General features: G+C 63.7%; 26 protein-coding genes. 18 read left to right on the top strand and 8 right to left on the bottom strand.

All coding sequences use genetic code 11. The features are described from left to right. The first annotated feature begins 23 nt into the window (after window positions 1-23). The 7 genes from pufB (at window position 24) to ACRCSW_RS14610 (ending at window position 5,369) form a co-directional block, all read left to right on the top strand. Complete coding sequence (pufB, locus tag ACRCSW_RS14640) at window positions 24-173, top strand: light-harvesting antenna LH1, beta subunit (protein ID WP_438706225.1); 150 nt, start codon at window positions 24-26, stop codon at window positions 171-173. 13 nt (window positions 174-186) lie between these two features. Beyond that, window positions 187-372 (top strand): light-harvesting antenna LH1, alpha subunit, encoded by a 186-nt coding sequence (gene pufA / locus ACRCSW_RS14635; RefSeq protein WP_438706224.1) that lies wholly within the window; start codon window positions 187-189, stop codon window positions 370-372. 133 nt (window positions 373-505) lie between these two features. Further along, window positions 506-1,354 carry a photosynthetic reaction center subunit L gene (gene pufL, locus ACRCSW_RS14630; protein ID WP_438706222.1) on the top strand — a complete coding sequence of 283 codons (849 nt, stop codon included), beginning with the start codon at window positions 506-508 and terminating at the stop codon, window positions 1,352-1,354. Continuing rightward, entirely contained in the window at window positions 1,347-2,270 is a 924-nt protein-coding gene (pufM, locus tag ACRCSW_RS14625) for a photosynthetic reaction center subunit M (protein ID WP_438706220.1), read from the top strand. The genes pufL and pufM overlap by 8 nt, the downstream gene beginning before the upstream one ends. A gap of 10 nt (window positions 2,271-2,280) precedes the next feature. Further along, on the top strand, window positions 2,281-2,511 hold the full coding sequence (gene pufX, locus ACRCSW_RS14620) for an RC-LH1 core complex protein PufX (RefSeq protein ID WP_438706219.1): 231 nt from the start codon (window positions 2,281-2,283) through the stop codon (window positions 2,509-2,511). A gap of 220 nt (window positions 2,512-2,731) precedes the next feature. Next, window positions 2,732-4,675, top strand: a complete 1,944-nt coding sequence (gene dxs, locus ACRCSW_RS14615; RefSeq protein ID WP_438706217.1) for a 1-deoxy-D-xylulose-5-phosphate synthase — start codon at window positions 2,732-2,734, stop codon at window positions 4,673-4,675. Between the two features lie 112 nt (window positions 4,676-4,787). Next, a complete protein-coding gene (locus tag ACRCSW_RS14610) occupies window positions 4,788-5,369 on the top strand; it encodes a hypothetical protein (RefSeq protein WP_438706216.1) in 582 nt (193 codons plus the stop codon). 32 nt (window positions 5,370-5,401) lie between these two features. Here ACRCSW_RS14610 and ACRCSW_RS14605 read toward each other — a convergent pair whose 3' ends face one another. From ACRCSW_RS14605 to ACRCSW_RS14585, 5 genes are read right to left on the bottom strand one after another with little or no spacing between them, the layout of a single operon-like run. Continuing rightward, window positions 5,402-6,160: an SDR family NAD(P)-dependent oxidoreductase gene (locus ACRCSW_RS14605; RefSeq protein ID WP_438706214.1), complete on the bottom strand. Its 759-nt coding sequence runs from the start codon at window positions 6,158-6,160 to the stop codon at window positions 5,402-5,404. Window positions 6,161-6,164: 4 nt separating this feature from the next. Next, on the bottom strand, window positions 6,165-6,995 hold the full coding sequence (locus tag ACRCSW_RS14600) for an ABC transporter permease (protein WP_438706212.1): 831 nt from the start codon (window positions 6,993-6,995) through the stop codon (window positions 6,165-6,167). A 7-nt stretch (window positions 6,996-7,002) separates the two neighbouring features. Next, window positions 7,003-7,854 (bottom strand): ABC transporter permease, encoded by an 852-nt coding sequence (locus ACRCSW_RS14595; protein ID WP_438706211.1) that lies wholly within the window; start codon window positions 7,852-7,854, stop codon window positions 7,003-7,005. Between the two features lie 4 nt (window positions 7,855-7,858). After that, on the bottom strand, window positions 7,859-9,019 hold the full coding sequence (locus tag ACRCSW_RS14590; RefSeq protein WP_438706209.1) for an ABC transporter substrate-binding protein: 1,161 nt from the start codon (window positions 9,017-9,019) through the stop codon (window positions 7,859-7,861). A 21-nt stretch (window positions 9,020-9,040) separates the two neighbouring features. Beyond that, window positions 9,041-10,135: an ABC transporter ATP-binding protein gene (locus tag ACRCSW_RS14585; RefSeq protein ID WP_438706207.1), complete on the bottom strand. Its 1,095-nt coding sequence runs from the start codon at window positions 10,133-10,135 to the stop codon at window positions 9,041-9,043. A 104-nt stretch (window positions 10,136-10,239) separates the two neighbouring features. Here ACRCSW_RS14585 and ACRCSW_RS14580 point away from each other — a divergent pair, with 104 nt between their 5' ends. Next, window positions 10,240-11,028 carry a response regulator transcription factor gene (locus ACRCSW_RS14580; RefSeq protein ID WP_438706206.1) on the top strand — a complete coding sequence of 263 codons (789 nt, stop codon included), beginning with the start codon at window positions 10,240-10,242 and terminating at the stop codon, window positions 11,026-11,028. Window positions 11,029-11,112: 84 nt separating this feature from the next. Further along, window positions 11,113-11,415: a TIGR03792 family protein gene (locus ACRCSW_RS14575; protein ID WP_438706204.1), complete on the top strand. Its 303-nt coding sequence runs from the start codon at window positions 11,113-11,115 to the stop codon at window positions 11,413-11,415. Window positions 11,416-11,420: 5 nt separating this feature from the next. On the opposite strand, the gene ACRCSW_RS14570 is transcribed toward ACRCSW_RS14575, so the two are convergent. Continuing rightward, the gene (locus ACRCSW_RS14570; RefSeq protein WP_438706203.1) at window positions 11,421-11,810 is read right to left on the bottom strand and encodes a RidA family protein; all 390 of its coding nucleotides are present in this window, start codon (window positions 11,808-11,810) and stop codon (window positions 11,421-11,423) included. A 254-nt stretch (window positions 11,811-12,064) separates the two neighbouring features. On the opposite strand from ACRCSW_RS14570, the gene ACRCSW_RS14565 reads away from it, so the two are divergent. The 7 genes from ACRCSW_RS14565 to ACRCSW_RS14535 are packed head-to-tail and all read left to right on the top strand — an operon-like array spanning window position 12,065 to window position 18,656. Continuing rightward, window positions 12,065-13,072, top strand: coding sequence for an ABC transporter substrate-binding protein (locus ACRCSW_RS14565; protein ID WP_438706202.1), 1,008 nt, complete (start codon window positions 12,065-12,067; stop codon window positions 13,070-13,072). Between the two features lie 41 nt (window positions 13,073-13,113). Continuing rightward, window positions 13,114-13,893, top strand: coding sequence for an ABC transporter ATP-binding protein (locus ACRCSW_RS14560; protein ID WP_438706200.1), 780 nt, complete (start codon window positions 13,114-13,116; stop codon window positions 13,891-13,893). After that, window positions 13,890-14,759, top strand: a complete 870-nt coding sequence (locus tag ACRCSW_RS14555) for an ABC transporter permease (protein ID WP_438706198.1) — start codon at window positions 13,890-13,892, stop codon at window positions 14,757-14,759. The genes ACRCSW_RS14560 and ACRCSW_RS14555 overlap by 4 nt, the downstream gene beginning before the upstream one ends. Beyond that, on the top strand, window positions 14,756-16,024 hold the full coding sequence (locus ACRCSW_RS14550; protein WP_438706196.1) for a cytosine deaminase: 1,269 nt from the start codon (window positions 14,756-14,758) through the stop codon (window positions 16,022-16,024). Before ACRCSW_RS14555 ends, ACRCSW_RS14550 begins: the two co-directional genes overlap by 4 nt. Then, the gene (locus tag ACRCSW_RS14545) at window positions 16,021-17,415 is read left to right on the top strand and encodes an FAD-binding oxidoreductase (protein ID WP_438706194.1); all 1,395 of its coding nucleotides are present in this window, start codon (window positions 16,021-16,023) and stop codon (window positions 17,413-17,415) included. Before ACRCSW_RS14550 ends, ACRCSW_RS14545 begins: the two co-directional genes overlap by 4 nt. Before the next feature lie 6 nt (window positions 17,416-17,421). Continuing rightward, complete coding sequence (locus ACRCSW_RS14540) at window positions 17,422-18,003, top strand: NAD(P)H-dependent oxidoreductase (protein WP_438706192.1); 582 nt, start codon at window positions 17,422-17,424, stop codon at window positions 18,001-18,003. Then, window positions 18,003-18,656, top strand: coding sequence for an NAD(P)H-dependent oxidoreductase (locus ACRCSW_RS14535; RefSeq protein WP_438706190.1), 654 nt, complete (start codon window positions 18,003-18,005; stop codon window positions 18,654-18,656). The genes ACRCSW_RS14540 and ACRCSW_RS14535 overlap by 1 nt, the downstream gene beginning before the upstream one ends. A 172-nt stretch (window positions 18,657-18,828) precedes the next feature. On the opposite strand, the gene ACRCSW_RS14530 is transcribed toward ACRCSW_RS14535, so the two are convergent. Then, window positions 18,829-19,281 (bottom strand): RbsD/FucU family protein, encoded by a 453-nt coding sequence (locus ACRCSW_RS14530; protein ID WP_438706188.1) that lies wholly within the window; start codon window positions 19,279-19,281, stop codon window positions 18,829-18,831. 78 nt (window positions 19,282-19,359) lie between these two features. Next, on the bottom strand, window positions 19,360-20,415 hold the full coding sequence (locus tag ACRCSW_RS14525; protein ID WP_438706186.1) for an ABC transporter ATP-binding protein: 1,056 nt from the start codon (window positions 20,413-20,415) through the stop codon (window positions 19,360-19,362). 277 nt (window positions 20,416-20,692) lie between these two features. Here ACRCSW_RS14525 and ACRCSW_RS14520 point away from each other — a divergent pair, with 277 nt between their 5' ends. Together ACRCSW_RS14520 and ACRCSW_RS14515 are read left to right on the top strand one after the other, a co-directional pair. Beyond that, window positions 20,693-22,315, top strand: a complete 1,623-nt coding sequence (locus tag ACRCSW_RS14520; RefSeq protein ID WP_438706184.1) for an extracellular solute-binding protein — start codon at window positions 20,693-20,695, stop codon at window positions 22,313-22,315. Between the two features lie 212 nt (window positions 22,316-22,527). Continuing rightward, on the top strand, window positions 22,528-23,853 hold the full coding sequence (locus ACRCSW_RS14515) for a glycosyltransferase family 4 protein (RefSeq protein WP_438706182.1): 1,326 nt from the start codon (window positions 22,528-22,530) through the stop codon (window positions 23,851-23,853). The last annotated feature ends 40 nt before the right edge of the window (window positions 23,854-23,893 follow it).

The raw sequence follows: 23,893 nt of genomic DNA, 5'->3' as shown, positions 1-23,893 counted from the left end.
AGTCTGCCAATCCGGAGGATAGAATGGCTGATAGATCCGACCTGAGTTTCACAGGTCTCACCGACGAGCAGGCGCAAGAACTGCACTCCGTCTACATGAGCGGGCTCTGGCTCTTCGTGACCATAGCCGTTGTCGCGCATCTGGCGGTCTACATCTGGCGCCCGTGGTTCTGAGGAGGAATAAGACATGTCCAAGTTCTACAAGATCTGGCTCATCTTCGATCCTCGTCGCGTCTTCGTGGCACAGGGCGTTTTCCTGTTCCTCTTGGCGGCCATGATCCACCTCGTGCTGCTCAGCACTCCCGGTTACAACTGGTTCGACATCGCGGCGGCAAAGTATCCCGACCGCGTTGCCGCAGCCCCTGCAGAGTAACCGGATGAACGCAGTTGCGGGCGGCGCTGGTTAGGCTTCGCCGCCCGCAACAATCCACGACCAGACACACATCCGGCAAACCGTCCTTCCGCGCCCACTGGCCGCCACAGCCGGAGAACACAGAGAGGGAAGCATGGCACTGCTCAGCTTCGAACGAAAATACCGCGTGCCCGGAGGCACGCTTGTCGGCGGGAACCTGTTCGACTTCTGGGTCGGGCCGTTCTACGTCGGCTTCTTCGGTGTCACGACATTCTTCTTTGCGGCGCTTGGAACGCTTCTGATCTTCTACGGGGCGGTACTGCAAGGCACCTGGAACCCCTGGCTGATCTCGATCAACCCGCCTGCGGTGGAAATGGGGCTGGCGATGGCTCCGCTGCGCGAAGGCGGGCTTTGGCAGATCATCACGATCTGCGCCATCGGCGCCTTCGTATCCTGGGCCCTGCGCGAGGTGGAAATCTGCCGCAAGCTTGGGATGGGCTACCATGTGCCCTTCGCCTTCAGCGTGGCGATCTTCGCTTATGTGACGCTGGTGGTCATCCGGCCGGTCCTGATGGGGGCCTGGGGCTATGCCTTCCCCTACGGGATCTGGACGCACCTCGATTGGGTTTCGAACACCGGGTATCAATACGGCAACTTCCACTACAACCCGGCCCACATGATCGCGGTGAGTTTCTTCTTCACCACCGCGCTGGCCTTGGCGCTGCATGGCGGTCTGATCCTGTCGGCCGCAAACCCGGAAAAGGGCCGCGAGATGCGGACCCCGGACCATGAAGACACCTACTTCCGCGACCTGATCGGCTATTCGGTCGGCACGCTGGGCATTCACCGTCTTGGCCTCCTTCTGGCGCTGAACGCCGGGTTCTGGTCGGCGGTCTGCATCGTGATCTCGGGCACGGTCTGGTTCGACCAGTGGGTCGTCTGGTGGGACTGGTGGCTGCAACTGCCGTGGTGGGCCGGGATTGAAGGAGGCGTAAATGGCTGAGTATCAGAACATCTTCACCCAGGTTCAGGTGCGCGGCGCCCCCGAAATGGGGCTGACCGAGGGGGTGGAGCTTTCCAACCGGTCCAAAGGCGCTTCGTTCTCGAACCTCGCGGGTTGGTTCGGCAATGCCCAGCTCGGCCCGATCTACCTGGGCACTATGGGGGTGATCTCGCTGGCGTCGGGCATCACATGGTTCGTCATGGTGGGGCTTTGGTACTGGTACCAGGCCGGGTTCAACGCGGCGGTCTTCCTGCGCGACCTCTTCTGGTTCAGCCTGGAACCGCCGGCCGAAGAATACGGCCTGGGCTTCGCACCCTTGGCGGAAGGCGGCTGGTGGCTGATCGCAAGCTTCTTCCTGCTGATCAGCGTCTGCGCCTGGTGGGTCCGCACCTATCTTCGGGCGCAGGCCCTAGGGATGGGCAAGCATGTCTGCTGGGCCTTCGCCAGCGCGATCTGGCTGTTCCTCGTGCTGGGCCTGATCCGGCCGATCCTGATGGGCAGCTGGAGCCACGCGGTACCCTACGGCATCTTCAGCCACCTCGACTGGACGAACCTCTTCTCGCTGCAATACGGCAACCTGTTCTACAACCCGTTCCACGCGCTTAGCATCGTCTTCCTCTACGGCTCGGCGCTTCTCTTCGCGATGCATGGTGCGACGATCCTGGCCGTCAGCCGCTTCGGCGGCGACCGTGAGCTTGAGCAGATCGCCGACCGGGGCACCGCCTCGGAACGCGCGGCGCTCTTCTGGCGCTGGACCATGGGGTTCAACGCCACGATGGAGGGGATTCACCGCTGGGCCTGGTGGTTCGCTGTGCTGGTCACGCTGACCGGCGGGATCGGCATCCTCCTGACCGGGACGGTCGTCGACAACTGGTTCGTCTGGGCACAGGAACACGGCTACGCGCCGTTGGATTAAGGAGGTCATCATGCCGAACGACTACTTCGATGAAGGCAAGCAGACCCACCTTGCGTTCTGGGGCCTTGGTCAGATGCTGAAGGGCGCGGCCTATGCGGCGGTCTTCGTTGTCGCAATCATGCTGTCCCTCTGGGCGCTTTACCTGATCGGCCTGCTTCTGCCCGAAGAAAGCCGCCAGACCCCGCCGCCCATGGGTGCCTTGGAGATGCCGTTCGTGGTTGAAGACCACGCTCTGGCCTGAACCCCGTGCGGCACGGGCCCCGTTCGCACCGTGCCGCACACCACGGATCCGGACCCTTCCACGGGCCTGGATGTCGGGACCTCTTGGCCCCGGTTCCCTTCCTGTCGGACGACAGGCACTTGTGCCGTGTGGACCCCCAGAACCACACGGCACCCTTTACCCGGGCCCCGGCCGCTTTTCCTGAAGATGCCAGCGCCTGCCAACACCGCGGAGACCAGCCATGACCGCACACAGCCCCGTTCCCGCCCTAAGCCCCAAGCCGATGCTGGATCGCGTGGCAAGCCCCGCCGATCTCCGGGCGCTTCCCGATCATGACCTTCCGGTCCTGGCGGCCGAACTGCGCCGTGAGGTGATCGAGGTCGTCAGCCAGACCGGCGGGCATCTGGGCTCATCGCTGGGTGTGGTCGAGTTGACCGTGGCGCTGCATGCCGTGTTCAACACCCCGCATGACAAGCTGATCTGGGACGTGGGCCACCAGTGCTATCCGCATAAGATCCTGACCGGGCGGCGGCACCGCATGCTGACCCTCCGCCAGGCCGAGGGGTTGAGCGGTTTCACCAAGCGTGCCGAAAGCGAATACGACCCCTTCGGCGCCGCGCATTCCAGCACCTCGATCTCGGCTGCGCTTGGCTTCGCCATGGCGCGCGAGATGGGGCAGCCGGTGGGCGACACGGTTGCCGTCATCGGCGACGGGGCGATCACGGCGGGCATGGCCTATGAGGCGATGAACCACGCGGGCCACCTGGGCAAGCGGCTGTTCGTGATCCTGAATGACAACGACATGTCGATCGCTCCACCCGTTGGCGCGATGCAGACCTACCTCAACAGCATCGCAAGCAAGGGGCCGCTCGCGACATTGAAGGCCATCGCCGAAGGGCTGGAGGACCACCTGCCGCTTCCTTTGCGTGAGGGGGCCCGCCGCGCACGTGAGCTGGTCGGGGACAAGTCCGGTGGCGGCACGACGCTGTTCGAGAAGCTGGGCTTTGCCTACCTTGGCCCAGTGAACGGCCATGATCTGCCGGTGCTTCTTCATGCGCTCCGTAGCGCTCGCACCCATGCCGAGGGGCCGGTACTCGTACACGTCGTGACGAAAAAGGGCTGCGGCTACGCTCCGGCAGAGGGAGCCGATGACAAGTACCACGGCGTGGCCAAGTTCGACATCGCGACGGGCAAGCAGTTCAAGACGCCCGCCAATGCGCCGAACTACACGGCTGTCTTTGGCCAGACCCTGACCGATGAAGCCGCTCGCGACCCGCGTATTGTGGCGATCACCGCGGCGATGCCGGGGGGCACGGGGCTGGATGTGATGCAGCGTCGCTTCCCGGCTCGGGTCTTTGACGTTGGTATCGCCGAGCAGCATGGCGTGACCTTTGCCGCGGGCCTTGCGGCGGCAGGCATGCGGCCTTTCTGTGCGATCTACTCCAGCTTCCTCCAGCGCGGCTATGACCAGATCGTGCATGACGTGGCCCTGCAGAACCTGCCCGTGCGCTTTGCCATCGACCGGGCGGGGCTCGTCGGCCAGGACGGGGCCACCCATGCCGGGGCCTTTGATGTGATGTTCCTGGCGAACCTGCCCAACATGACCGTCATGGCAGCGGGCGACGAGGCCGAGCTTGTGCACATGATCGCCACCGCCGCGTCGCACGACGACGGCCCTATCGCGCTCCGCTATCCGCGCGGTGAGGGGGTCGGCGTGCAGATGCCCGAACGCGGTGAGGCCCTGCCAATAGGTCGCGGGCGCATCCTGCGCGAAGGCAGCGATGTGGCGATCCTGTCCTTCGGGGCGCAGCTCTCGGAAGCGCTGGCCGCCGCGACGATACTGGAGGCCGAGGGCATCTCGGCCACCGTTGCCGACGCGCGCTTTGCCAAGCCGCTTGATACGGCTCTGATCGAGCAATTGCGCCGCCACCACCGCTGCCTGATCACGGTCGAGCAGGGATCGACCGGCGGCTTCGGCGCGCTGGTCCTCCACCATCTGGCGCAGAGCGGATGGCTGGACAAGGGCGGCCCCGTCCGGACCATGACCTTGCCCGACCGGTTCATCGATCAGGCGAGCCCGGCCCAGATGTATGCCTGGGCCGGCCTTGCCGCCACCGACATCGCCAGCACAGCAAAGACCGCCTTTCTGCCTGCACGATCGGGGCTAGTCGTCAATCTACGTTGACAACTGCTGCCTAGCTGCACAGAAAAATTGCTGGAAGTGTAAACTTCCGGCGCTAACTCGTGCAAAACTGTGATAGCGTCGCCAAAAGCCGAAAAAAAGGCAGGGGGGAGAATTGAAGTTCCTGCAGGTCTACGCTGTTGTAGACAGCAATTACCGTCTGCTTTGGGTGGGCGGTGAGTGGGATGAGTTCGCCCTGCAGAACGCTGCCCGAAATGCGCTTGCAAACACGGTCTTATCGACTTCGCTGATGGCTCACATCGCGGGCGAGGAAACGCGCGCGTTGACGGCGCAGATGATCGACACAGTCCTGAAACAGAAACGACCCCTTCGGCTGGAGTATCGCTGCGATTCGCCAAGCCTTGCACGGAAGTTCCAGCTGACGATCCAGCCCATGAAGGACAACCGTGCGCTTCTGGTGCATGACCTTCGGGATGCCTGGCATTTCTCGACACCCCTCAACCTCTGGCGCTACGATCCGGCGGCACCGGACTGCAAATGTTCGTTCTGCGGCAATGTCAGGTTTGCCAATGCCAGCGACTGGACAACTTGCGATGAAATCGGCGATCGCCACCCGACCGTAGTGACCTATGAAGTCTGTGCGGGCTGCCGCGCGGAGGTCGCAAAGGCGATCGAAGAGGTCCTCATCGGAACCAGCGCCAACTCTGCTGTCGAAGGCGGAAACATCGAGCGCTGACGGCCCGCCGCGACCGACCCATACTCCATCTTTCAAAGCGACTCGGCCCCGTCGACCACATGCGCCTGGCCCGTCATGAAGGACGACTGATCCGAAGCCAGGAAAACGATGCTGTCGGCAATCTCTTCGGGCGTCCCCCAGCGCCCCATGGGGATGGCGCCTGAGACGTAAGCCTCCAGCGCCCCCCGACCGCCCATCTGCTTCTCGAAACCGGCGTTGAAAGCCGTGTCCACGAAGCCGGGGCAAAGCGCATTGCAGCGCACTCCGTAACGGGCATAGTCCACCGCGATCTGGCGGACCATCGCGATGACGGCATGCTTCGTAGTGCAGTAGGCGATCATGCCGCGATCGTACTGCACCCCGGAATTCGACGCAGTGATGATGATCGACCCGGCCTTCCGTGGCCTCATGACCGCCATTGCAGCGCGGGCCGCAACGAAATGCGATCGGACGTTCAGCCGCCACGAGGCGTCCATGTCCGCCGCACTGACATCTTCCAACCCTCCAGGAATCTGGATCCCGGCATGCGAATGCAGGATATCAAGCCGGCCAAAGCGGTCATGCGTATCGCGGATCGCGCCTTCCACCTCGGCGTCGTCGGTCACGTCAAGCTTGATCCCCCGCGCCCGACCACCAAAGGCGACGATCTCAGCCGCCACCATTTCTGCACGTGTCCCATCAAGATCGCTGACAACGACGGTCGCGCCTTCGCGGGCCAAAGCCAATGCCCCCGCCCGACCGATACCCGAGCCCGCCCCGGTCAGAAACGCCACGCGATCCTGCAGCAGCATCTTGTCACTCCACCGAAGCGGGCACGCCCCGGCGCCCTCGCTGCAGCATCACCTGCGCAAGGATCAGCACCACAAGCGACGCCGCCAGCACCATCGTTCCGATCGCGTTGATTTCCGGTGTCACGCCTCTGCGGATCGACGAGAACACATAGATCGGCAGCGTCGTCTCGGACCCGGCGACGAAGAATGCGATGATGAAGTCATCAAAGCTGAAGGTGAACGACAGAAGGAACCCGGCGAGGATGGCGGGAAAGATCTGCGGCAAGGTCACCTGCCAGAACGTGCCAAACGGCGTCGCGCCAAGATCGGCTGCCGCCTCGACCAGGCTCCGGTCCATGCCCGCAACCCGCGCCCGGACGATGACCACGACCAGCGCCATGGCGAACAGCCCATGCGCGGCGATCAGCGAGCCTTTGCCCAGACCCAACTGCGGCGCGCCCTCGGCCCACGGCCAGGTCGCCGCAATCAAAGGGTTCAGCCAGTCGAAAAGCGTGACCAGCGCGATCAGTGTGGCAATGCCGATCACGATGCCAGGCACCATGACCGCGATGTAAAGCAGGGCATCGAAGACCGCTCTCGGCCTCCCGCTGACGCCCTGCAGCGCCAATGCGGCCAGGGTTCCAGCAATGGTGGCCAGCGTTGCCGAAACCAGGGCGACGATGGCACTGGTCTGCAGTGCCTCCATCACAAAGGGGTTCGAAAGCGCCTTGCCGTACCACTGGGTCGAAAAGCCCTGCAGCTGCGAGGCATGGCGTCCGGCGTTGAAGGAAAAGACCGCGATCACCCCGATGGGGATGTAAAGGAAGAGGTAGACGGCCAGCGCATAAAGCCTCATGCCTACCTCACATCAACGACACATCATCGCGCCCACCCGCCCAACGCCGGGTAAGGCGCATGTAGGCCGTGACCGTGATCAGCATGATGACGACCAGCGCAACCGCGACCGCCGCGCCAAAGGGCCAGTTGCGCGATTGCAGGAAGAGGTCGACGAGAGCATTGCCGACGAAGAAGACCTTGCCGCCCCCAAGCATGGCGGGGATCAGGAACTCGCCCATCAGCAGGATGAAGACCAGCATGCAGCCGGTTGCCACACCCGGCATCGAAAGGGGCAAAGTCACCTGGAGGAAGCTGCGCCAGGGTGGGCTGCCAAGATCAGAGGCGGCCTCCAGCAGTCGCCGGTCCAGCCGTTCCAGGCTTACATAGATCGGAAAGACCATCAGCGGCAGGTAGCTGTAGACGATGCCGATCAGCACCGCGAAGGGAGTGTTGATCAGCCGTGGATTGCCAAGGCCGAAAGCGTCGATCAGCTTCGGGATCCCCTGGCCACCCAGCAGGTAGATCCAGGCATAAGAGCGGATCAGGATCGACGTCCAGAACGGCACGATGACAAGGATCAAGAGCAGCGTCCGCCATTTCGGGTCGACCTTGATGGCCAGGTAGTAGGCCAGCGGATAGGCGATCAGCAGGCAAAGGATCGTGCCTGTGGGGGCCAGCACAAGCGTGTTCTGGAACGCCGCCCAGCGGCTGCCAAGATTGGCGAAGTTCTCGAAGGTGAAGGCGGCGGAATAACCCCCCGCCGCCGCCCGTTCGCCAAAGCTGAAGACCACCACGACGACCAGCGGCAGCACGAGCATGGCAAGAAGCCACAGCCCGGCTGGCGCCAGCAGAAGGGTCGTCCTCAGCCTTGGGCTCATGTCCTCAGGCCGACTTGAAGCGGGCCATCAGTTCGGCGCGGTTGGGATCGGTCAGCGTCACCGCTGCGCCGAACTCCAGCGCATCCAGCAGCTCCTTCGCCGGGTAAAGGATCGGGTCAGCCAGAACCTCGGGCGGCAGAAGGGCGTTCACCCTCGCGTCCGCGGTAGGATAGCCGTGGAAGAGCGCCTCTTTGCTGTTCACCGTCGGGTCGAGAAGGTAGTTGATCAGCGCATAGGCCGCGTCCAGATGCGGCGCACCCTTGGGGATCGCGTAGAAGTCCGACCAAAGCTCGCCGCCTTCCTTGCCAAGCATATACTCGATCTCGGGCATGTCGCGGTTCATCTGCTTGCCATCGCCCGTCCAGCAGATCGTCATCCAGGCGTCGGCCGACCGCATCGAGGGCTGATAGTCCGACGAGATCGCGAAAAGGTGCGGCTTCGCGTCGATCAGCAGTTTCTCGGCATCCGCCAGCTCTTTCGGGTCGATGGAGTTGAAGGAGTAGCCGAAGTATTTCAGCGCGTTGCCGATGGTGGTCAGCTGATAGTCATGCACCATCGTCCGGCCGCTGAACCCGGCCATCGTCAGGTCCCAGAACTCTTTCCACGAGGTGGGCTTCGGCGCATCACCCAGCTGCGCAGTGTTCACCGCAAAGCCGGTCGTGCCCCAGTTCTTGGACACGGCGTAGGTCTTGCCATCCACCGTGCCAGGCCCGGCAAAGCGGGCGTCGAAGGCCGAGGCGTCGTAGTTCGGGATCTTCGACAGATCCAGCGCTTCGATCAGATCCTCGCCCACATAGGTGGTGATGGTGTAGTTCGTCGGCACGAACACATCCCAGCCCGAACCGCCCGCCTGCAGCTTGGCGAGCATTTCCTCGTTCGAGCCGAAGACGTTCACATCCACCGCCGCACCGGTGGCCGCGGTGAAGGCCTCGAAGTTGGCAGGGTCGTGGTAGTTGGGCCAGGTCGCCAGTGCCACGCGATCGCCGATGCTGCCCTGCGCCCAGGCGGCTGACCGCAGCCCCGGAATCGCTGTGCCCATAACGGCGGTCGCGGCGCCAAGGCCCGTCACGCCCAGAAAGTGCCGCCGCGTGACCGAGCCCTTTTTGTAGCGATAAAGCTCGGCCATGAAATCCTTGGCCGAGATGAAGTCCTTCCGGTCTGTCATGGTCTTTCTCCCCGTTGGTTTTCAGTCGTTCTTCAGGATCAGGGCCGCGCCATCGCGCCACCGCACGAAGGCCGTGTCCCCGGGTTCAAAGTCGGTAACTTCGGCCCCCGTCTGCCGCGAGCACACAATCAGGAAAGGGCCAAGATCAGGGTGGCGGACCAGATACTCGGTCAGCTCGCCCAGAAAGATGCGGTTGACGATGGTGACCGGCAGACCGCCCGCATCGCGCGTCAGGCTGATCTGCTCGGGGCGGAGGCTTGCTACCGCCGTCTGGCCGGCCGTCAGGCCATCTCCGGCATGGCCGACGAAGGTGATGCCGCCGGGGCCGGTCAGCCGCGCCGTCGTCCCCTCCAAGCTATCGACCCGCCCTTCAAAGAAGTTCGACTTCCCCACGAAATCCGCGACATACCGACTGTTTGGTCGATCATAAAGCTCTCGCGGGCTGCCCGTCTGGACGATCTGGCCATCGCGCATGATGCAGATGCGATCGGACATCGACAGCGCCTCTTCCTGATCATGCGTGACGAGGATGAACGTGATCCCAAGCTGGCGCTGCAGGGTCTGAAGTTCGATCTGCATGTCGTGGCGCAGCTTCTTGTCCAGCGCAGCCATGGGTTCGTCCAGAAGCAGCACTTTCGGCTGGTTCACGATCGCACGGGCCAGTGCGACACGCTGCTGCTGGCCCCCCGACATCTCCCAGATGCGCCGCCGCTCGAAACCCGCAAGCCGGACCGTCTCCAGCGTCCGGGTCACAGCGGCGTTGATCTCCGCCGTTGGCAGCCTTGGCCGCAGCTGGCGCAAGCCGAACGAGATGTTTTCCGCCACCGTCAGATGCGGGAAAAGCGCATAGTGCTGAAAAACCATGTTCACCGGGCGGCGGTGAGGTGGAACATCGGTCACCTTCTGCCCGTCCAGGAAGACGTCGCCTTCCGTCGGGGTCTCAAAACCCGCCAGCATCCGAAGGGCGGTCGTCTTGCCGCAGCCCGAGGGGCCGAGGAAGGACAGGAACTCCCCGCGCCTGATCGCAAGGCTGATGCTGCGCGCCGCAACAACCGCGCCATAGCGTTTTGAAGCGCCGCGCAGCTCCGCGATGGGACCGTCTGCCTGGTTGCTCACCTTGCTGGTATCCGCGCATATGCCTTGAATATGCCGAAAGCGTAGGAACGCCGGACCGATCTGTATATACCACAAAATGCATAGATCGGCAGAAAGCCCGTGGAATGAGCATAGAGCTGCAGTTCGAACAGATTGGCAGGATCATCGCGGCGATCGGCACGGCAGACCTACCGCAGCGGCTGGCCGAATTCCTCCGGACCCTCGCGCCCTATGACTACACCGTGGTCTTCGGCTATCGCGGCGCGGCTCGGCCTCTTGCGCTTTACGACGACTTCCCGCACGAGAAACGGTCGATCTTCGTGACCGACTACCAGGCCGGACCCTATCTGCTGGATCCGTTCTACCAGGGCGCGGCCCGACCTGTCGCCAAGGGCCTTTACCGGATGCGGGACCTGGCGCCCGACCGCTTCTATCAGGGCGAATACTTCCGCAGCTACTACGTCCAGACCGGCCTGGCCGAGGAGATAGGGTTCTTTGTCGGCGCAGGCCCTGAAACCACCGTTGTCCTGTCGCTCATGCGGGCGGCCAAGGCCTTTTCCGCGCGTGAGGTTGCTTCGCTGCGTACCGCCTGGCCCGTCGTCGAGGCAGCGGCAGGCCGTCATTGGTCAGACCTGTCGAAACGTTTTGAGGCCCAGGGCAAGGGCGGCGCAGGCGCATTCGATCACCAGATCGCGCGCAGCTTCCAGCGGTTTGGCGAAGGGATCCTGACCCCGCGTGAGCGTGAAGTGGTCGAATACACGCTGAAGGGCTACTCTGCCGAAGCCATCTGCCAAATGCTTGGAATCTCGTCTGGAACCGTACGAATCCACCGCCGCAACATCTACGCCAAGCTCGGGATCAGCTCGCAGGGGGAACTGTTTGCCCGGTTCATCGATGCGCTGATAAAGGCTTAGCGCCCGACCCCAACCCAAAGCCTCCACACAAGGCACACATCACACGCTACTTCAGACCGCAAACCTTCAGGGAAACACGACAGCATGGTTATCGAGCAGCTGACATTCTCCGTCCCGCCGACGCTGCTGGATCGGTTCCTTGCGCTCGATCACGACATCTGGACCACCGCTCTGTCGCAACAGCCCGGCTTCATCAGCAAAGAGGTCTGGCGCGAGGCGGCCTGCCCTGACCGTATCCATCTTATCATCCGCTGGCAAAGCCGGGCCGCCTGGAAAGCGGTGCCCAAAGCCCTGCTCGCCGAGACGGACCGTCGCTTTGCCGAGGCATTGGGTACCGTGATCCCGGTGCTTCTGTGTACCGATCAGGACGTGGTGCACAGCCCCTGACCGGCTCAGGGCGCCGCTGCAGTGACCTCGACCTCGACCAGAAATTCCGGCCGGGTGAACCCGGACACGATCACCAGGGTGGAAGCCGGCAACCGCGCGACGCCAGCCAGCCATTCGTCCCGCGCCTGCATGTAGCCCGCCATATGGCTCCGGTCGGTGACGAAGGCGTTGATGCGGACCACATCCGCCGGCCCCATCCCCGCTTCGGCCAGGATCGCGGCACAGTTGGCAAAGCACTGGGCGGCCTGGGCATGCGCACCATCGGGCAGGCTGCCATCCGCGGCCAGGCCCAGCTGACCCGAGGTGGCCACCCACCGCAAGCCCGCCACCACTTCAACGCCGTGGGAATAGGCAGCGAAGGGCGGTCGAATCGAGGACGGCGAAAGGGCGCGCATCGGGTCTTTCTTCAGGTATTGGCAGCCAAATCCTGCGTCCCGGCCCCCCGCTTGGCAAGCTCGTTGAGCCTCGCGTTCCATGTTTGCACAATTTTTGTGCAATCTGGCCGATCCAAAAGGCGCCTGCTTGCCCCACACCTCCGGCCTTGGGCGGATTTGCTGGCCCGACCCCTCGTCGGCTGCAAGGATCGCCCCATACTAGAGCGCAGGCCCGGTCAATAGGGCCCCAAAACACCAACAGGAGAGCCGATCTCATGCCCACGCCCATGCGTCTATTCCTTTCCACAGCCATTGTCGCCGTCGGGGCAATTCCTGCCGCCGCTCAGAATGCCGCCGTCACCTTCGGGACCAACTGGGTCGCACAGGCTGAACACGGTGGCTTCTACCAGTCTGTCGCGGATGGTACCTACGCGGCTTGCGGGTTGGACGTGACGATCGTCCCCGGCGGTCCGCAGGTGAACAACCGCGCTTTGCTTTTGGCCGGGCAGATGGATTTCCACATGGGCGGCTCGACGCTTGATACCATCGCAGCCGTGCAGGAGGGCGTGCCGGTCGTGGCCGTCATGGCGTCCTTCCAGAAGGACCCTCAGGTCATCATCACCCATCCCGGCAAGGCCGCGTCTTTCGCCGACCTGACAAAGCTCGACAAGATCCTGATCTCGGACGGCGGGGTCCTGACCTTCTGGGCCTGGATGCAGAAGGCCTATGGCTTCAAGCCCGAACAGCGCGAGGTCTACACCTTCTCGGCTGCCCCCCTGATCGCGAACGAGACTTGGGGCATGCAGGGCTACCTGACCTCCGAGCCCTATTTCGTAGAGAAGGAGGCAGGCTTCAAACCCGACGTCTTCCTCATCGCCGATGCGGGCTACACAGCCTATTCCACCACAGTCGAGGTGATGGCGGAAACGATCGCCAACCGGCCCGAAGTGGTGAAATGCTTCGTTGAAGGCTCGATCAAGGGCTGGGCGAACTTCCTTTACAACGACAACGCCGCCGCCATCGAGCTGATCAAGAAGGACAACCCCGAAATGACCGACGAGGCCATCGCCTATTCGATCGAGGCGATGAAGACGAACGGCATCGTCGATTCAGGCGACACGCTGACCATGGGGATCGGTGCGATGACCGATGCGAAGGTGCAGGACTTCTATGCCAAGATGGTCGATGCCGGCGTGGTGCCCGCTGGCCTTGATCTGAGCGCCGCCTACACCACCCAGTTCGTCAACCAGGGCGTCGGCAACGACCTGCGCCCCGCAGAGTAAAGGCCAGGCGGGCGGGGCCGACGGGTCCCGCCCCATACAACATGACACTTCGCCCGCCGACCGAACGCCCCCGCGTTCTGCAAATGCAAGGGATCGCCAAGGTCTTTGGCGGCACCACAACAGCCTTGCGCGACATGAACCTGACGGTGAACGAGGGCGACTTCATCTCGCTTCTCGGCCCCTCGGGCTGCGGGAAGTCTACGGCACTGCGTTTGATCGCGGGCCTCATGCAGCCCACCCAGGGCCGCATCCTCTGGGAAGGCGGTCGCGGCAAGGACGACCTTGGCGTCGTCTTCCAGGAACCGACGCTGATGCCCTGGGCCACTGTCGCCCGGAACGTCTTTCTTCCCTTTCGTCTGCGCGGCCAATCCTATGACAGCGTGAAGGACCGGATCGCCGAAATCCTTACCCTCGTAGGCCTGGAGAAATTCGCCGACAGCTACCCGCGTGAGCTTTCGGGCGGCATGAAGATGCGCGTCTCCATCGCCCGCGCCATGGTTACAAACCCGCGCCTGATCCTGATGGACGAACCCTTCGCCGCGCTGGACGAGATCACCCGGCAGAAGCTGAACATCGACCTTCTGACGCTGAAGGCCAAGATCGGCTGCACGGTGATCTTCATCACCCACTCGGTGTTTGAAAGCGTATTCCTGGCTGACCGCGTTGTCGTGATGGCCGCCCGTCCCGGCCGCGTTTCAGCCGAAGTGGCGGTCGATGCGCCATACCCCCGCGATGCCACGTTCCGAACGTCGGCCGAGTATGCGGCCCATACTCAGGTGGTCTCTGCCGCGCTGCTTCAAGCGATCGAGGAACACGCATGACAGTCGTCGATCCCCGCCTGAAGACCTCCAGCCGCGAAGCAGCCTGGGACGCCGAGGAAGCCCGTCGCGCCCGCAACCGGCGGATCGAAAGCGTCGCCCGGTGGCTCTTGCCGCTGATCGTGGTCATCTTGACCGTCGTCGCCTGGGACATGTTTTCCGCTTCCAGCGAGGTCCGGGAACGCATCTTCCCGCGCCCCGGCACGGTGTGGGAGCAGTTCCTTGAAGACCGCGCACTTCTCTTCGGCTCGCTTCTGGTGACGCTGCGGATTACCGTCCTTGCGCTGGCGATCTCCATCGTCGGCAGCGTGCTTCTCGCGATCCTCTTCACCCAAAGCCGGTTCGCCGAGCTGGTTTTCCTGCCCTATGCCGTCGTGCTTCAGGTCACGCCCATCGTCTCGATTGCACCGTTGATCTTCATCTACGTGCATGACCCGCTCGCCCGCGTCCTGATCTGCGCCTGGATCGTGGCGTTCTTCCCGCTTCTGGCGAACACCACCACCGGCCTCAAATCCACCGATCACAACCTGAACGACCTCTACCAGATCTACGGTGCGACCTGGTGGCAGAAGCTCTTCTACCTCAAGCTTCCCTTTGCGCTGCCGTTCTTCCTGACCGGCCTTCGCATCGCCGGAGGGCTGGCGCTGATCGGAGCCATCGTGGCGGAATATGTCGCGGGCGTCTCCGGCTCGGCCTCGGGCCTTGCGTTCCGCATCCTCGAAGCAAGCTACCGCTACAATTACCCGCGGATGTTCGCGGCGCTGATCCTGATCGCCGTCGTAGGCGTTGCGATCTTTGCTCTGACCTCGTTCGTGTCGTGGTTCTTGCTGCGCAAGTGGCACGAAAGCGCGGTGAGCCGCGAGACATGATCGATTTCCAGCACCTTCCCCATGGTCCGGTGACGCTGCAGAACGTCACTGTGCCAGCCTGCCTGCTGGGCCTGCCGGGCGATCTGATCCGAACGGAACTGTCGCTCGACGGCGGACAGATCACGGGGCCGCAGCCTCTGGCCATCGACATGAAGGGGGCGATGCTGCTCCCCGCCTTCATCGACATGCACACGCACCTCGACAAGGGCCACATCTGGAGCCGCAGCCCCAATCCCGACGGCACGTTTGCCGGGGCGCTCAGCACGGTGATCGCCGACAGTCAGGCGCGCTGGTCGGCCGGGGATGTGGCCCGGCGGATGGATTTTGCCCTCCGCTCGGCCTTCGCGCACGGAACCCGCGCGATCCGCACCCATCTCGACAGCACCCCGCCGCAGGACGCCATATCCTGGCCCGTCTTCTCGGACATGCGTGCCGCCTGGGAGGGGCGGATCGACCTGCAAGCCGTCTGCCTGGTCGGCGCCGACAAGTTCTCGACCGATGGGCCCTTTGCCCGGACCGCCGATATAGTGGCCGAACATCGCGGCGTCCTGGGCATGGTCACCTGGGTTCTGCCCGACATCACCCAAAGGGTGCGGGATTTCCTGGCCATGGCGTCGGCCCGCGGGCTGGATGCAGACTTCCACGTCGATGAGACGCTGGATACCAGCGCCAACACCCTCGCCGCCATTGCTCAAGCCGTGATCGACACCGGCTATGACCGCCCCGTCACAGTCGGCCACTGCTGTTCAGTCAGCGCGATGCCCGAGGCCGACGCAATGCGCACCCTCGACCTCGTCGCCCAGGCGGGTCTCCATGTGGTCAGCCTGCCGATGTGCAACCTTTACCTCCAGGACCGCCACCCCAATCGCACGCCCCGGATGCGGGGGATCACTCTCATCCACGAGATGAAGGCGCGCGGGATCAACGTCAGCTTCGCCTCGGACAACACGCGCGATCCGTTCTACGCCTATGGCGATCTCGACATGATCGAAGTCCTGCGCGAGGCGACGCGGATCGGGCACCTCGACCACACCGGCCATGACTGGTGCCAGACCGTCTTGGCGAACCCCGCCCGCGCCACAGGGTTCGACGCCCCGGCACTGGCACCCGGCGCGCCCGCCGATCTGGTGATCTTCAAGGCCCGAACCTGGAACGAGCTCTTCAGCCGCCCGCAGTCCGACCGCATCGTCCTGCGCGACGGCCTGCAGATCGACCGGACCTTGCCCGACTATGCCGAACTAGACGACCTGATGAGGACCGCATGAGCGTGACCGCCCTGAAATCCGCCCTAGGCCATCTGGAGATCGACGAAAACCCGGTATCGGTCCGCGCCAAAAGCCGCGATTTCTTCTGGTACTCGCCGGTACTCAAAGCGCGGATGGACCATCTGACCGCCGATTTCGTCGTGGCGCCAAAGTCCGAAGCCGAGGTGATCGAAGTGTTGCGCCAGGCCCATGCTCACGGCGTCCCGGTGACGGTCCGTGGTGCAGGCACCGGCAACTACGGCCAGGCGATGCCGATGCGGGGCGGCATCATTCTGCACATGAAGAACATGGCCGCCGTCAAGGCGATCCACCCGGGTCGGGTGGTGGCCGAGCCGGGCTGCCTGATCAAGGACCTCGACGCCGCAACCCGCGCGCATTCGGGGCAGGAGCTGCGGATGCATCCGTCCACCTATTCGACCGCGACCATTGGCGGCTTCATCTCGGGCGGCTCGGGCGGCATCGGTTCCTGCACATGGGGCGTCCTGCGCGATCTGGGCAACATCCTGCGTCTGCGCGTCGTCACCGCCGAGGCTGAACCGCAGGTGCATGAGTTCACCGGCGAGGAACTGCATCGCGTCAGCCACGCCTACGGGACCAACGGGATCATCACCGAAGTCGAAATGCCACTCGCCCCCAGCTACGACTGGGTCGACATTTTCGTGACCCACCCCGATTTCGCGACCTCTGTCAGAATTGCGGGCGATCTGGGCCATCAGGACGGCATCCTGAAAAAGCTGATCTCGGTCTACGAAGCCCCGACGGCCAAGGCCTATTTCCAGCGTGTAGCACCCCACGTCGCGGAAACCGACAACCTCCTCGGCCTCATGATCGCGCCCCAGTCGATGGACGGCTTCCTCACCTTCCTCGCCCGCTACCCCGGCGCATCGGTGATCTTCCGCAGCGACGAGACCGAGTGGCCAAAAGAACCGGGTCCTGTCTTCGAATACGGCTGGAACCACACCACCCTGCGCGCGCTGAAGGTGGACCCGTCGATCACCTACCTCCAGGTGCTCTACGCCCCCGGCGTCTACGAAGAAAAGGTCGCCGCTATTCGGGCAGCCTTCCCCGGTGAGGTGATCCAGCATCTCGAAGCCATGCGGGTCGACGGCAAGATGGCCTTCGCTGGCCTGACGCTGGTCAAGTTCACCACCGAGGCGCGGCTGGACGAGATCATCCACCAGCACGAAGCAATGGGCTGCCATGTCTTCAACCCCCACCGCTACACGCTTGAGGAAGGTGGCCGCCAGTCGACCGACGCGACCCAGCTTGCCTTCAAGCGCCAGGCCGATCCGAAAGGCATCCTCAACCCCGGCAAGATGATCGCCTGGGATGCCCCCGATTGGGACTACACCCGCATGTACACCTACCAGGACATGCAGGCGGCGGAGTAGCAGGCCATGACCCGGGCGCTCGTCATCTATGCCCACCCTTGCAACGACAGCTTCGCTGCAGCACTTCGCGATACCGTAACCGGCACGCTTTCGACCCGCGGGTGGAAGGTCGACCTTTGCGACCTCTATGCCGAGAAATTCGACCCGGTGATGAGCGCCGAAGAGCGGCGCGGTTATCACGACCTGACCAGCAACACCCGACCAGTGCAAACCCACGTCGACCGCCTCCGCGCCGCTGAAGCGCTGATCTTTGTCCACCCGGTCTGGAACTTCGGCTTCCCCGCGATCCTGAAGGGCTACACCGACCGCGTCTTCCTGCCCGGCATCAGCTTCCGGCTGGACAATGGCAAGGTGAAGCCCGCGATGACCCACATCCGCAAGCTCGCCAGCGTCACGACCTACGGCGCCGATCGCCTCCGCGCCTTTCTGGCAGGCGATCCGCCCCGCCGTGTCGTTTCTCGTGCCTTTCGCCACGCCTGCCAACCGGATAAGTTTCTCTACATGGCCCTCTACGACATGAATCGCGCAGATGCGGCCAGGCGCGCGGACTATCTTGCCCGCGTGCGATCGAAGATGGAGCATTTCTGATGCGGGCTCTGGTCGTCTATTGCCACCCCTCGCCCAAAAGCTTTACCGCCGCCGTCCGTGATCTTGTGCTGGCCAAGCTTGGCGCGGCGGGAGCCGAGGTCCGGGTCCACGACCTTTACGCCGATGGTTTCAACCCGATCCTGACCCAGGCCGAATGGGAAGGCTATCTCGACTGCCCCGGCAATTGCGCGCCCGTGATCCGCGAAGTCGAAGACATCCGCTGGTGCGACACGCTGATCTTCGTCTATCCCACCTGGTGGTACGGCCTGCCCGCAATGCTCAAGGGCTGGCTCGACCGCGTGCTCCTGCCCGACGTTGCGTTCCTCATGCCCGACGGCGCAAACCGGACCATCCGCCCCGGTCTGCGCCATATCCAGCGGCTCGGCGTGTTCACCACCTGCGGCGCCAGCCGTTGGCTGACGTTCCTGGTCGGCGCACCAGGTCGGCGCACGCTGCGGCGCGGGGTCGGCCTCCTCATGACCATGCGCCACCGCCGCGCATTTGCGGCGCACTATCTGATGGACAGCTCTACTGCGGAAAGCCGCCGGGCCCATCTGACCCGCGTCGCCAAGCAGATGGACCGGCTGATCGGTCGCCCGGTGCCGGTAGCTCTGCCCGAACCGCCCCAGCTCAGGGCAGAGGCGGCAGAGTGAGCAGGTCTTTCGACTGAATTTCAGCCGGACGACGTTGCAGAGCCAAGTATGACCCCCTTGGCCCGTCATCCCTTAACGAAGCCTTACCGGGCACGGCATAACCCTTTGAAAAATATGGGCCAGCCCTTCCTGGGCACCGTGCCCGTCCCAACGGCCTCGTCCGCCAGAGAACCTAACTCTCGGGCGGGATCACCCCTTTGCGGAACATGAAGCAGCCGTAGAACCGACGCTCGCCGGTCTGGATCACCGCATAGGATTTCCGGGCCATATCGTAGAAGGCAAAGCGCTCGATCCTGACCATCTTCCGCGGCTTCCCCTCGGCCCGGTCAATCTCGGCCTGCACCTCCTTCTGGACCGGCGGGATTTCCTTCGGTTTGCCCACCACCTCCATCCGCCCGGCGAAGTCATCGACGAACGTGTCCAGCGGCAGAACGGACAGGATCGCATTGACCGCCTCGGCCGAAGTCAGGTTCTCCATCCGCAGAAGCTTGCCCGTCACCGTCGCCCGCGCCACGCTGTCAGACGGAAAGTTCGTATCCGCCACGATCAGCATATCACCGTGCCCCATGGCCCGAAGACAGGCCAAAACCTCGGCGTTCAGCCGGTTGTCGATCCCCTTCAGCATCCCAAAGCCCTCCCCATCCCTTTCATCTTTGTACAAATATCCCGGGGGCGCGGGGGCTGGCCCCCGCTCCGCCGCCCGTCACGAAAGCCGCACGCCCGAGGCCCTGTCGAAAAGATGCACCTTGCCAGCATCCGGCGCAAAAGTCAGTTCATCCCCCGGCTTGAAGGCCACCCGGTCCCGGAACATCGCGACCACATCCCGATCGCCCGAGCGAAGGACGACATGGGTTTCCGACCCCGTCGGTTCCACCACCGCAACTGCGCCCGAAATCCCCGACGACCCCGCCGAAAGGTGCTCAGGCCGGATTCCATAGGTCACCTCGCGCCCCTCGGCGACGCTAAGGCCTGGGGGCAGAGGCAGCCGCGTGCCATCGTCCAGCACCACCGAACCGCCCTTCACGACACCTGACATCATGTTCATCGCCGGGCTGCCGATGAAGCCCGCGACGAAAGTGTTCACCGGGCGGTCATAAAGCTCCAGCGGCTCGCCCATCTGCTCGATCCGACCACCCTGCATGACCACGATCTTGTCGGCCATCGTCATCGCCTCGATCTGGTCATGCGTCACATAGACGGTGGTCGTCTTCAGCCGCTGGTGCAATTCGCCGATCTCGATCCGCATCTGCACGCGAAGCTTTGCATCAAGGTTTGAAAGCGGCTCGTCGAACAGAAACACCTGCGGGTCGCGGACGATAGCGCGGCCCATGGCCACGCGCTGCCGCTGCCCGCCTGACAAGGCGCGAGGGTACCGGTCAAGATAGTTGGTCAGCCCAAGGATCTCCGCCGCGCGTTTGACCTTTTCGGCAATCGCGTTCTTGTCCATCCCGCGCATCTTCAGGGCAAATCCCATGTTCGCGCCCACCGTCTTGTGGGGGTAAAGCGCATAGTTCTGGAACACCATTGCTATGTCGCGCTCGGACGGCGCCAGGTTGTTCACCCGCCGCGCACCGATGAAGATGTCCCCGCTTGTGACCTCCTCAAGCCCGGCGATCATCCGCAAAAGCGTGGACTTGCCGCAGCCCGACGGGCCGACCAGCACCACGAACTCACCATCCGCGATGTCGAGGTCAATGCCATGGACGACCTGAACCGCGCCGTAAGCCTTCTTCAGATCGCGGATCGTCACTTCCGCCATGAACGCGCCCCTCTTCCCACAACAGCGCCAAGGCTAGCGTCCGGGCAGGGGCCTGTCCATCGGCTGATCATACTAACATGTTAGAATCTTGACAGGCCCCCCGCCCCCCTGCCAAGCTGACGTAGGGGTAGGCTGCCGCTTGGGGAGGGGAGGCCCCGGGGCCCAGCTGCCGCCCGTCTTGGGCGCGGCGTGATCAGATTTCCGGACGCAACCGTTGCAACACTGAAACGCCCCGGGCGCAGGTCGCTGGAAGGGGCTGCCAAAGGGAGGACTGAACTTGAAGGTCGAACACTACAACGCGCTCACCGCGCGGATAAGCCGCCGCCGGATGCTTCAGGGCGCAACCGCCCTGGGGGCGATGGCGGCTGTGCCGATGACCGCCCGCATCGCCTCGGCGCAGGACAACATCCGCGCTGAAATCCTGAAGATTCCCGGCGTCGGCATGGGGTCGCCCACCGATGCCGACTGGCAGAAGGTCGGCGAGCTTTGCCTTGGCCCGACCAAGGCGAACGTGACCGAAGGCGAATTCGCCGGGGTCGAGCTGACGTTCATGGGGCTGAACAACCAGAACCTGCACAACCTTCTGTTCCGCGGTTTCCTGAAATCCTGGGAGGCCTACACCGGGGCCAAGATCAACTGGATCGACCTTGCCCAGGCCGACTACAACCCGCGGCTTCAGCAGGCCATCGCCACCGGCACCGTTGACTTCGACATCATCGAGATGGGCGCTCCGTTCGAGGGTGATACCGCAGGCAAGGGCCTTCTCGATCCGATGCCCGACTGGGTGGCCGCCCAGATCGAGGCCGACGACCTCGTGGCCTACCTCAAGCCCCCTGTCGGGACCTGGGATGGCAAGACCTACCGGATCACCATCGACGGCGACTGCCACACGCTGGCCTACCGCAAGGACTATTTCGGCGAAGGCGCCATCGGCGGGGCCGAGATGCCGAGGCACTGGGAAGACGTCAACGCCATGTCGATCGCGGTCAAGGGCCAGACCGACCCGCTGACCGGTCTTCCCGCCCACGGCTTCCTGGACCCGCTTAAGGGCTGGGGCGGGTTCGGCTTCTACTTCCTGGAAGACCGCGCCTCGGCCTATGCCAAGCATCCAGATGACCCGGCCTGGCTGTTCGACCCCGACACCATGAAGCCCCGCGTCAACAACCCCGCCTGGGTGCAGGCGATCCAGGACGTGATGGATCTGATCAAGGCCGACGCCTATCCCGCCGACCAGATCAACGCCGACCCCGGCACCACCGCTTTCAGCCAGTTCCTGGCCGGCACCGGTGCTGCCCTGACCTGGTGGGGCGACGTGGGCTCCAGCGCGCGCACCTCGGACACTTCGGTGGTGGGCGATGTCGTGGGCTTCGACATCAACCCCGGCGCCAAGAGGGTCTACAACTCCAAGACCTCTGCCTGGGAAGAGACCGAGAACTTCGCCCCGAACCTCGCCTATCTTGGCTGGGGCATCTACGTCACGAACCGCGTCTCTGCCGACGAGAAGAAGCGCAAGGCCGCCTGGTCGGCCGCAGCGCATCTTGGCGGCAAGGACATCTCGCTCTGGACGGCGGCCTATCCGTCAGGCTTCCAGCCCTACCGCAACTCGCACTTCGTCTTCGAGGAGTGGGAAGCAGCGGGCTACGACCGGGCCTTCATCGAAGACTATCTCGGTTCCAACCGCGACAGCTACAACCACCCGAACGCCGCGATCGAACCCCGGATCCCCGGCATTTTCCAGTACTACTCGGTCGCCGAGGACGAACTGGCGAAGGGCTTTGCCGGTCAGTACGCGTCGGCGCAAGAGACGGCAGACGCCATCGCCGCCGCATGGGAGAAGATCACCGACCAGATCGGCCGTGACAGCCAGATCGCGCTCTACAAGGCGTCGCTGGGCATGTAGCCCGGCTTCCGCCCGGAAAACCGACGGGCGCCCGGGGTCACCCCCGGGCGCTTTCATATAGAGCTAGCGCGCCTTTGCAGCCAATGCCGGGTCTGGGCAGCTGCCCGCCAACCGGCCAGAAGTACTGTCGCTCAAAGCCTCTGCCTGATAAAAGGCCCGAACCGGTCTTCCGGCATCAAAACCGCTCATCCTTGAATCGGGCATCTGGCGACATGCAAATCGGCACACAGCCGCACCCCAACCCCTCGGGCGCATCGGACGGCACCAAAACGGTGCAACGTCCGACCGACCGAGCGGCAAGCCGCCGCCTGCCCCGTCCGATTGCCGCTTTGCTCGCTCGCCTCGCCACCCGGCAGTTGCCCGGCCAAAAGTCCTATGCGGCGCAGCGCCCGAACGTTCTCGTCGTTTCACATGAGGGCAGCCGAACCGGTGCGCCAATCGTCGCCCAGAACCTCGTCGCGCAGCTGTCGGAACGGTACAACGTCGTCGTTCTCTGTCTCCGCGGCGGGACCTTGGTCGAGGCTTTCTGCCAGGGCGCCATTTCGGTCCACGTCGCCCGCCGCTTCGTGCCAAAGCCTCTGCGGGCGCCTGCGGCCATCGCAGCACTGACGGACCTTTATGACTTCCGCTTCGCGCTGGTCAACAGCGCGGAATCCCATCGCGTCGCCCGCCCACTATCTGCCGCCGGTGTGCCGATTGTCGCCCTCGTGCACGAGTTCGTTGCTTATCTTCTAAGCCACGACCGCATTCGGCACTTGTTCGATGCCGCCCGGCTTCTTGTGTTCTCTTCAGCTCTTACGCGGGACGACGCCGCCCGGCGCATCGGGTTCGGCCCGGATGCCGACGTCGTCGTGATCCCGCAAGGCAAATGCGTCGTGCCGGATGGGGGTGCGACCGAAGCCAAAGGCGCGGAAGCGGCGGTTCGGGCAGCCATGCGTCCGGAGGGGGACAAGCGCGCGTTTGTCGTCCTTGGTGCGGGAACCATCAACTACCGAAAAGGCGTCGATCTCTTCATAGCAACCCTGGCCCGTCTGAAGACGCGCGCGCCCGATGTGCCGTGGCGGTTCGTCTGGATCGGGGGAAGCCTGAAGCTGAAGACCGGCGACGACTACACCGTCTATCTTGCGGATCAGATCGAGCGCAGCGGCGTGTCCGACGACATAGCGATCTTGCCGGCGACATCAGCGATCGAGGCCGCTTACGCAACGGCGGATGTGTTCCTTCTGCCAAGTCGGCTCGACCCGCTGCCCAACGTCGGAATCGATGCGATGGCGAAGGGCCTCCCTGTTCTTTGCTTTGACCGGACGACCGGCATGGCCGAGCTTCTGAGAGATGCCGAGGTGGCTGAAGCTTGCGTCGCACCCTACCTTGATATCGAGGCTCTAGCTGACCGGTTGATTGCTTTTGCAACCATCCCTATCCGTCGGGAAGAGGTCGGGCGCCGATTGGCCGCCTTCGCCAATACCAAGCTTCAGATCGACCACTACGCCGACACCATATGCGGGCTCATCGAAGCCAAACTCCCCACGCCTTCCTGATCCACAAAGACCTCTCAGATCCTTCGATTCTCTCCTTCCT

Source organism: Tabrizicola sp. (assembly GCF_051645465.1).
GTDB lineage: Bacteria > Pseudomonadota > Alphaproteobacteria > Rhodobacterales > Rhodobacteraceae > Tabrizicola.
This window is presented reverse-complemented; position numbering and strand designations above follow the sequence as displayed.

Bases quoted from the DNA above. Each gene is read 5' to 3' on its own strand.
- pufX (WP_438706219.1), top strand. From the start codon at position 2,281: ATGCCGAACGACTACTTCGATGAAGGCAAGCAGACCCACCTTGCGTTC.
- ACRCSW_RS14560 (WP_438706200.1), top strand. From the start codon at position 13,114: ATGACACTTCGCCCGCCGACCGAACGCCCCCGCGTTCTGCAAATGCAA.
- ACRCSW_RS14595 (WP_438706211.1), bottom strand. From the start codon at position 7,854: ATGAGCCCAAGGCTGAGGACGACCCTTCTGCTGGCGCCAGCCGGGCTG.
- ACRCSW_RS14515 (WP_438706182.1), top strand. From the start codon at position 22,528: ATGCAAATCGGCACACAGCCGCACCCCAACCCCTCGGGCGCATCGGAC.
- ACRCSW_RS14555 (WP_438706198.1), top strand. From the start codon at position 13,890: ATGACAGTCGTCGATCCCCGCCTGAAGACCTCCAGCCGCGAAGCAGCC.
- ACRCSW_RS14545 (WP_438706194.1), top strand. From the start codon at position 16,021: ATGAGCGTGACCGCCCTGAAATCCGCCCTAGGCCATCTGGAGATCGAC.
- ACRCSW_RS14590 (WP_438706209.1), bottom strand. From the start codon at position 9,019: ATGACAGACCGGAAGGACTTCATCTCGGCCAAGGATTTCATGGCCGAG.
- ACRCSW_RS14535 (WP_438706190.1), top strand. From the start codon at position 18,003: ATGCGGGCTCTGGTCGTCTATTGCCACCCCTCGCCCAAAAGCTTTACC.
- ACRCSW_RS14530 (WP_438706188.1), bottom strand. From the start codon at position 19,281: ATGCTGAAGGGGATCGACAACCGGCTGAACGCCGAGGTTTTGGCCTGT.
- ACRCSW_RS14580 (WP_438706206.1), top strand. From the start codon at position 10,240: ATGAGCATAGAGCTGCAGTTCGAACAGATTGGCAGGATCATCGCGGCG.
- ACRCSW_RS14575 (WP_438706204.1), top strand. From the start codon at position 11,113: ATGGTTATCGAGCAGCTGACATTCTCCGTCCCGCCGACGCTGCTGGAT.
- pufB (WP_438706225.1), top strand. From the start codon at position 24: ATGGCTGATAGATCCGACCTGAGTTTCACAGGTCTCACCGACGAGCAG.
- pufA (WP_438706224.1), top strand. From the start codon at position 187: ATGTCCAAGTTCTACAAGATCTGGCTCATCTTCGATCCTCGTCGCGTC.
- ACRCSW_RS14525 (WP_438706186.1), bottom strand. From the start codon at position 20,415: ATGGCGGAAGTGACGATCCGCGATCTGAAGAAGGCTTACGGCGCGGTT.
- ACRCSW_RS14570 (WP_438706203.1), bottom strand. From the start codon at position 11,810: ATGCGCGCCCTTTCGCCGTCCTCGATTCGACCGCCCTTCGCTGCCTAT.
- ACRCSW_RS14565 (WP_438706202.1), top strand. From the start codon at position 12,065: ATGCCCACGCCCATGCGTCTATTCCTTTCCACAGCCATTGTCGCCGTC.
- ACRCSW_RS14550 (WP_438706196.1), top strand. From the start codon at position 14,756: ATGATCGATTTCCAGCACCTTCCCCATGGTCCGGTGACGCTGCAGAAC.
- ACRCSW_RS14600 (WP_438706212.1), bottom strand. From the start codon at position 6,995: ATGAGGCTTTATGCGCTGGCCGTCTACCTCTTCCTTTACATCCCCATC.
- pufM (WP_438706220.1), top strand. From the start codon at position 1,347: ATGGCTGAGTATCAGAACATCTTCACCCAGGTTCAGGTGCGCGGCGCC.
- ACRCSW_RS14605 (WP_438706214.1), bottom strand. From the start codon at position 6,160: ATGCTGCTGCAGGATCGCGTGGCGTTTCTGACCGGGGCGGGCTCGGGT.
- pufL (WP_438706222.1), top strand. From the start codon at position 506: ATGGCACTGCTCAGCTTCGAACGAAAATACCGCGTGCCCGGAGGCACG.
- ACRCSW_RS14540 (WP_438706192.1), top strand. From the start codon at position 17,422: ATGACCCGGGCGCTCGTCATCTATGCCCACCCTTGCAACGACAGCTTC.
- dxs (WP_438706217.1), top strand. From the start codon at position 2,732: ATGACCGCACACAGCCCCGTTCCCGCCCTAAGCCCCAAGCCGATGCTG.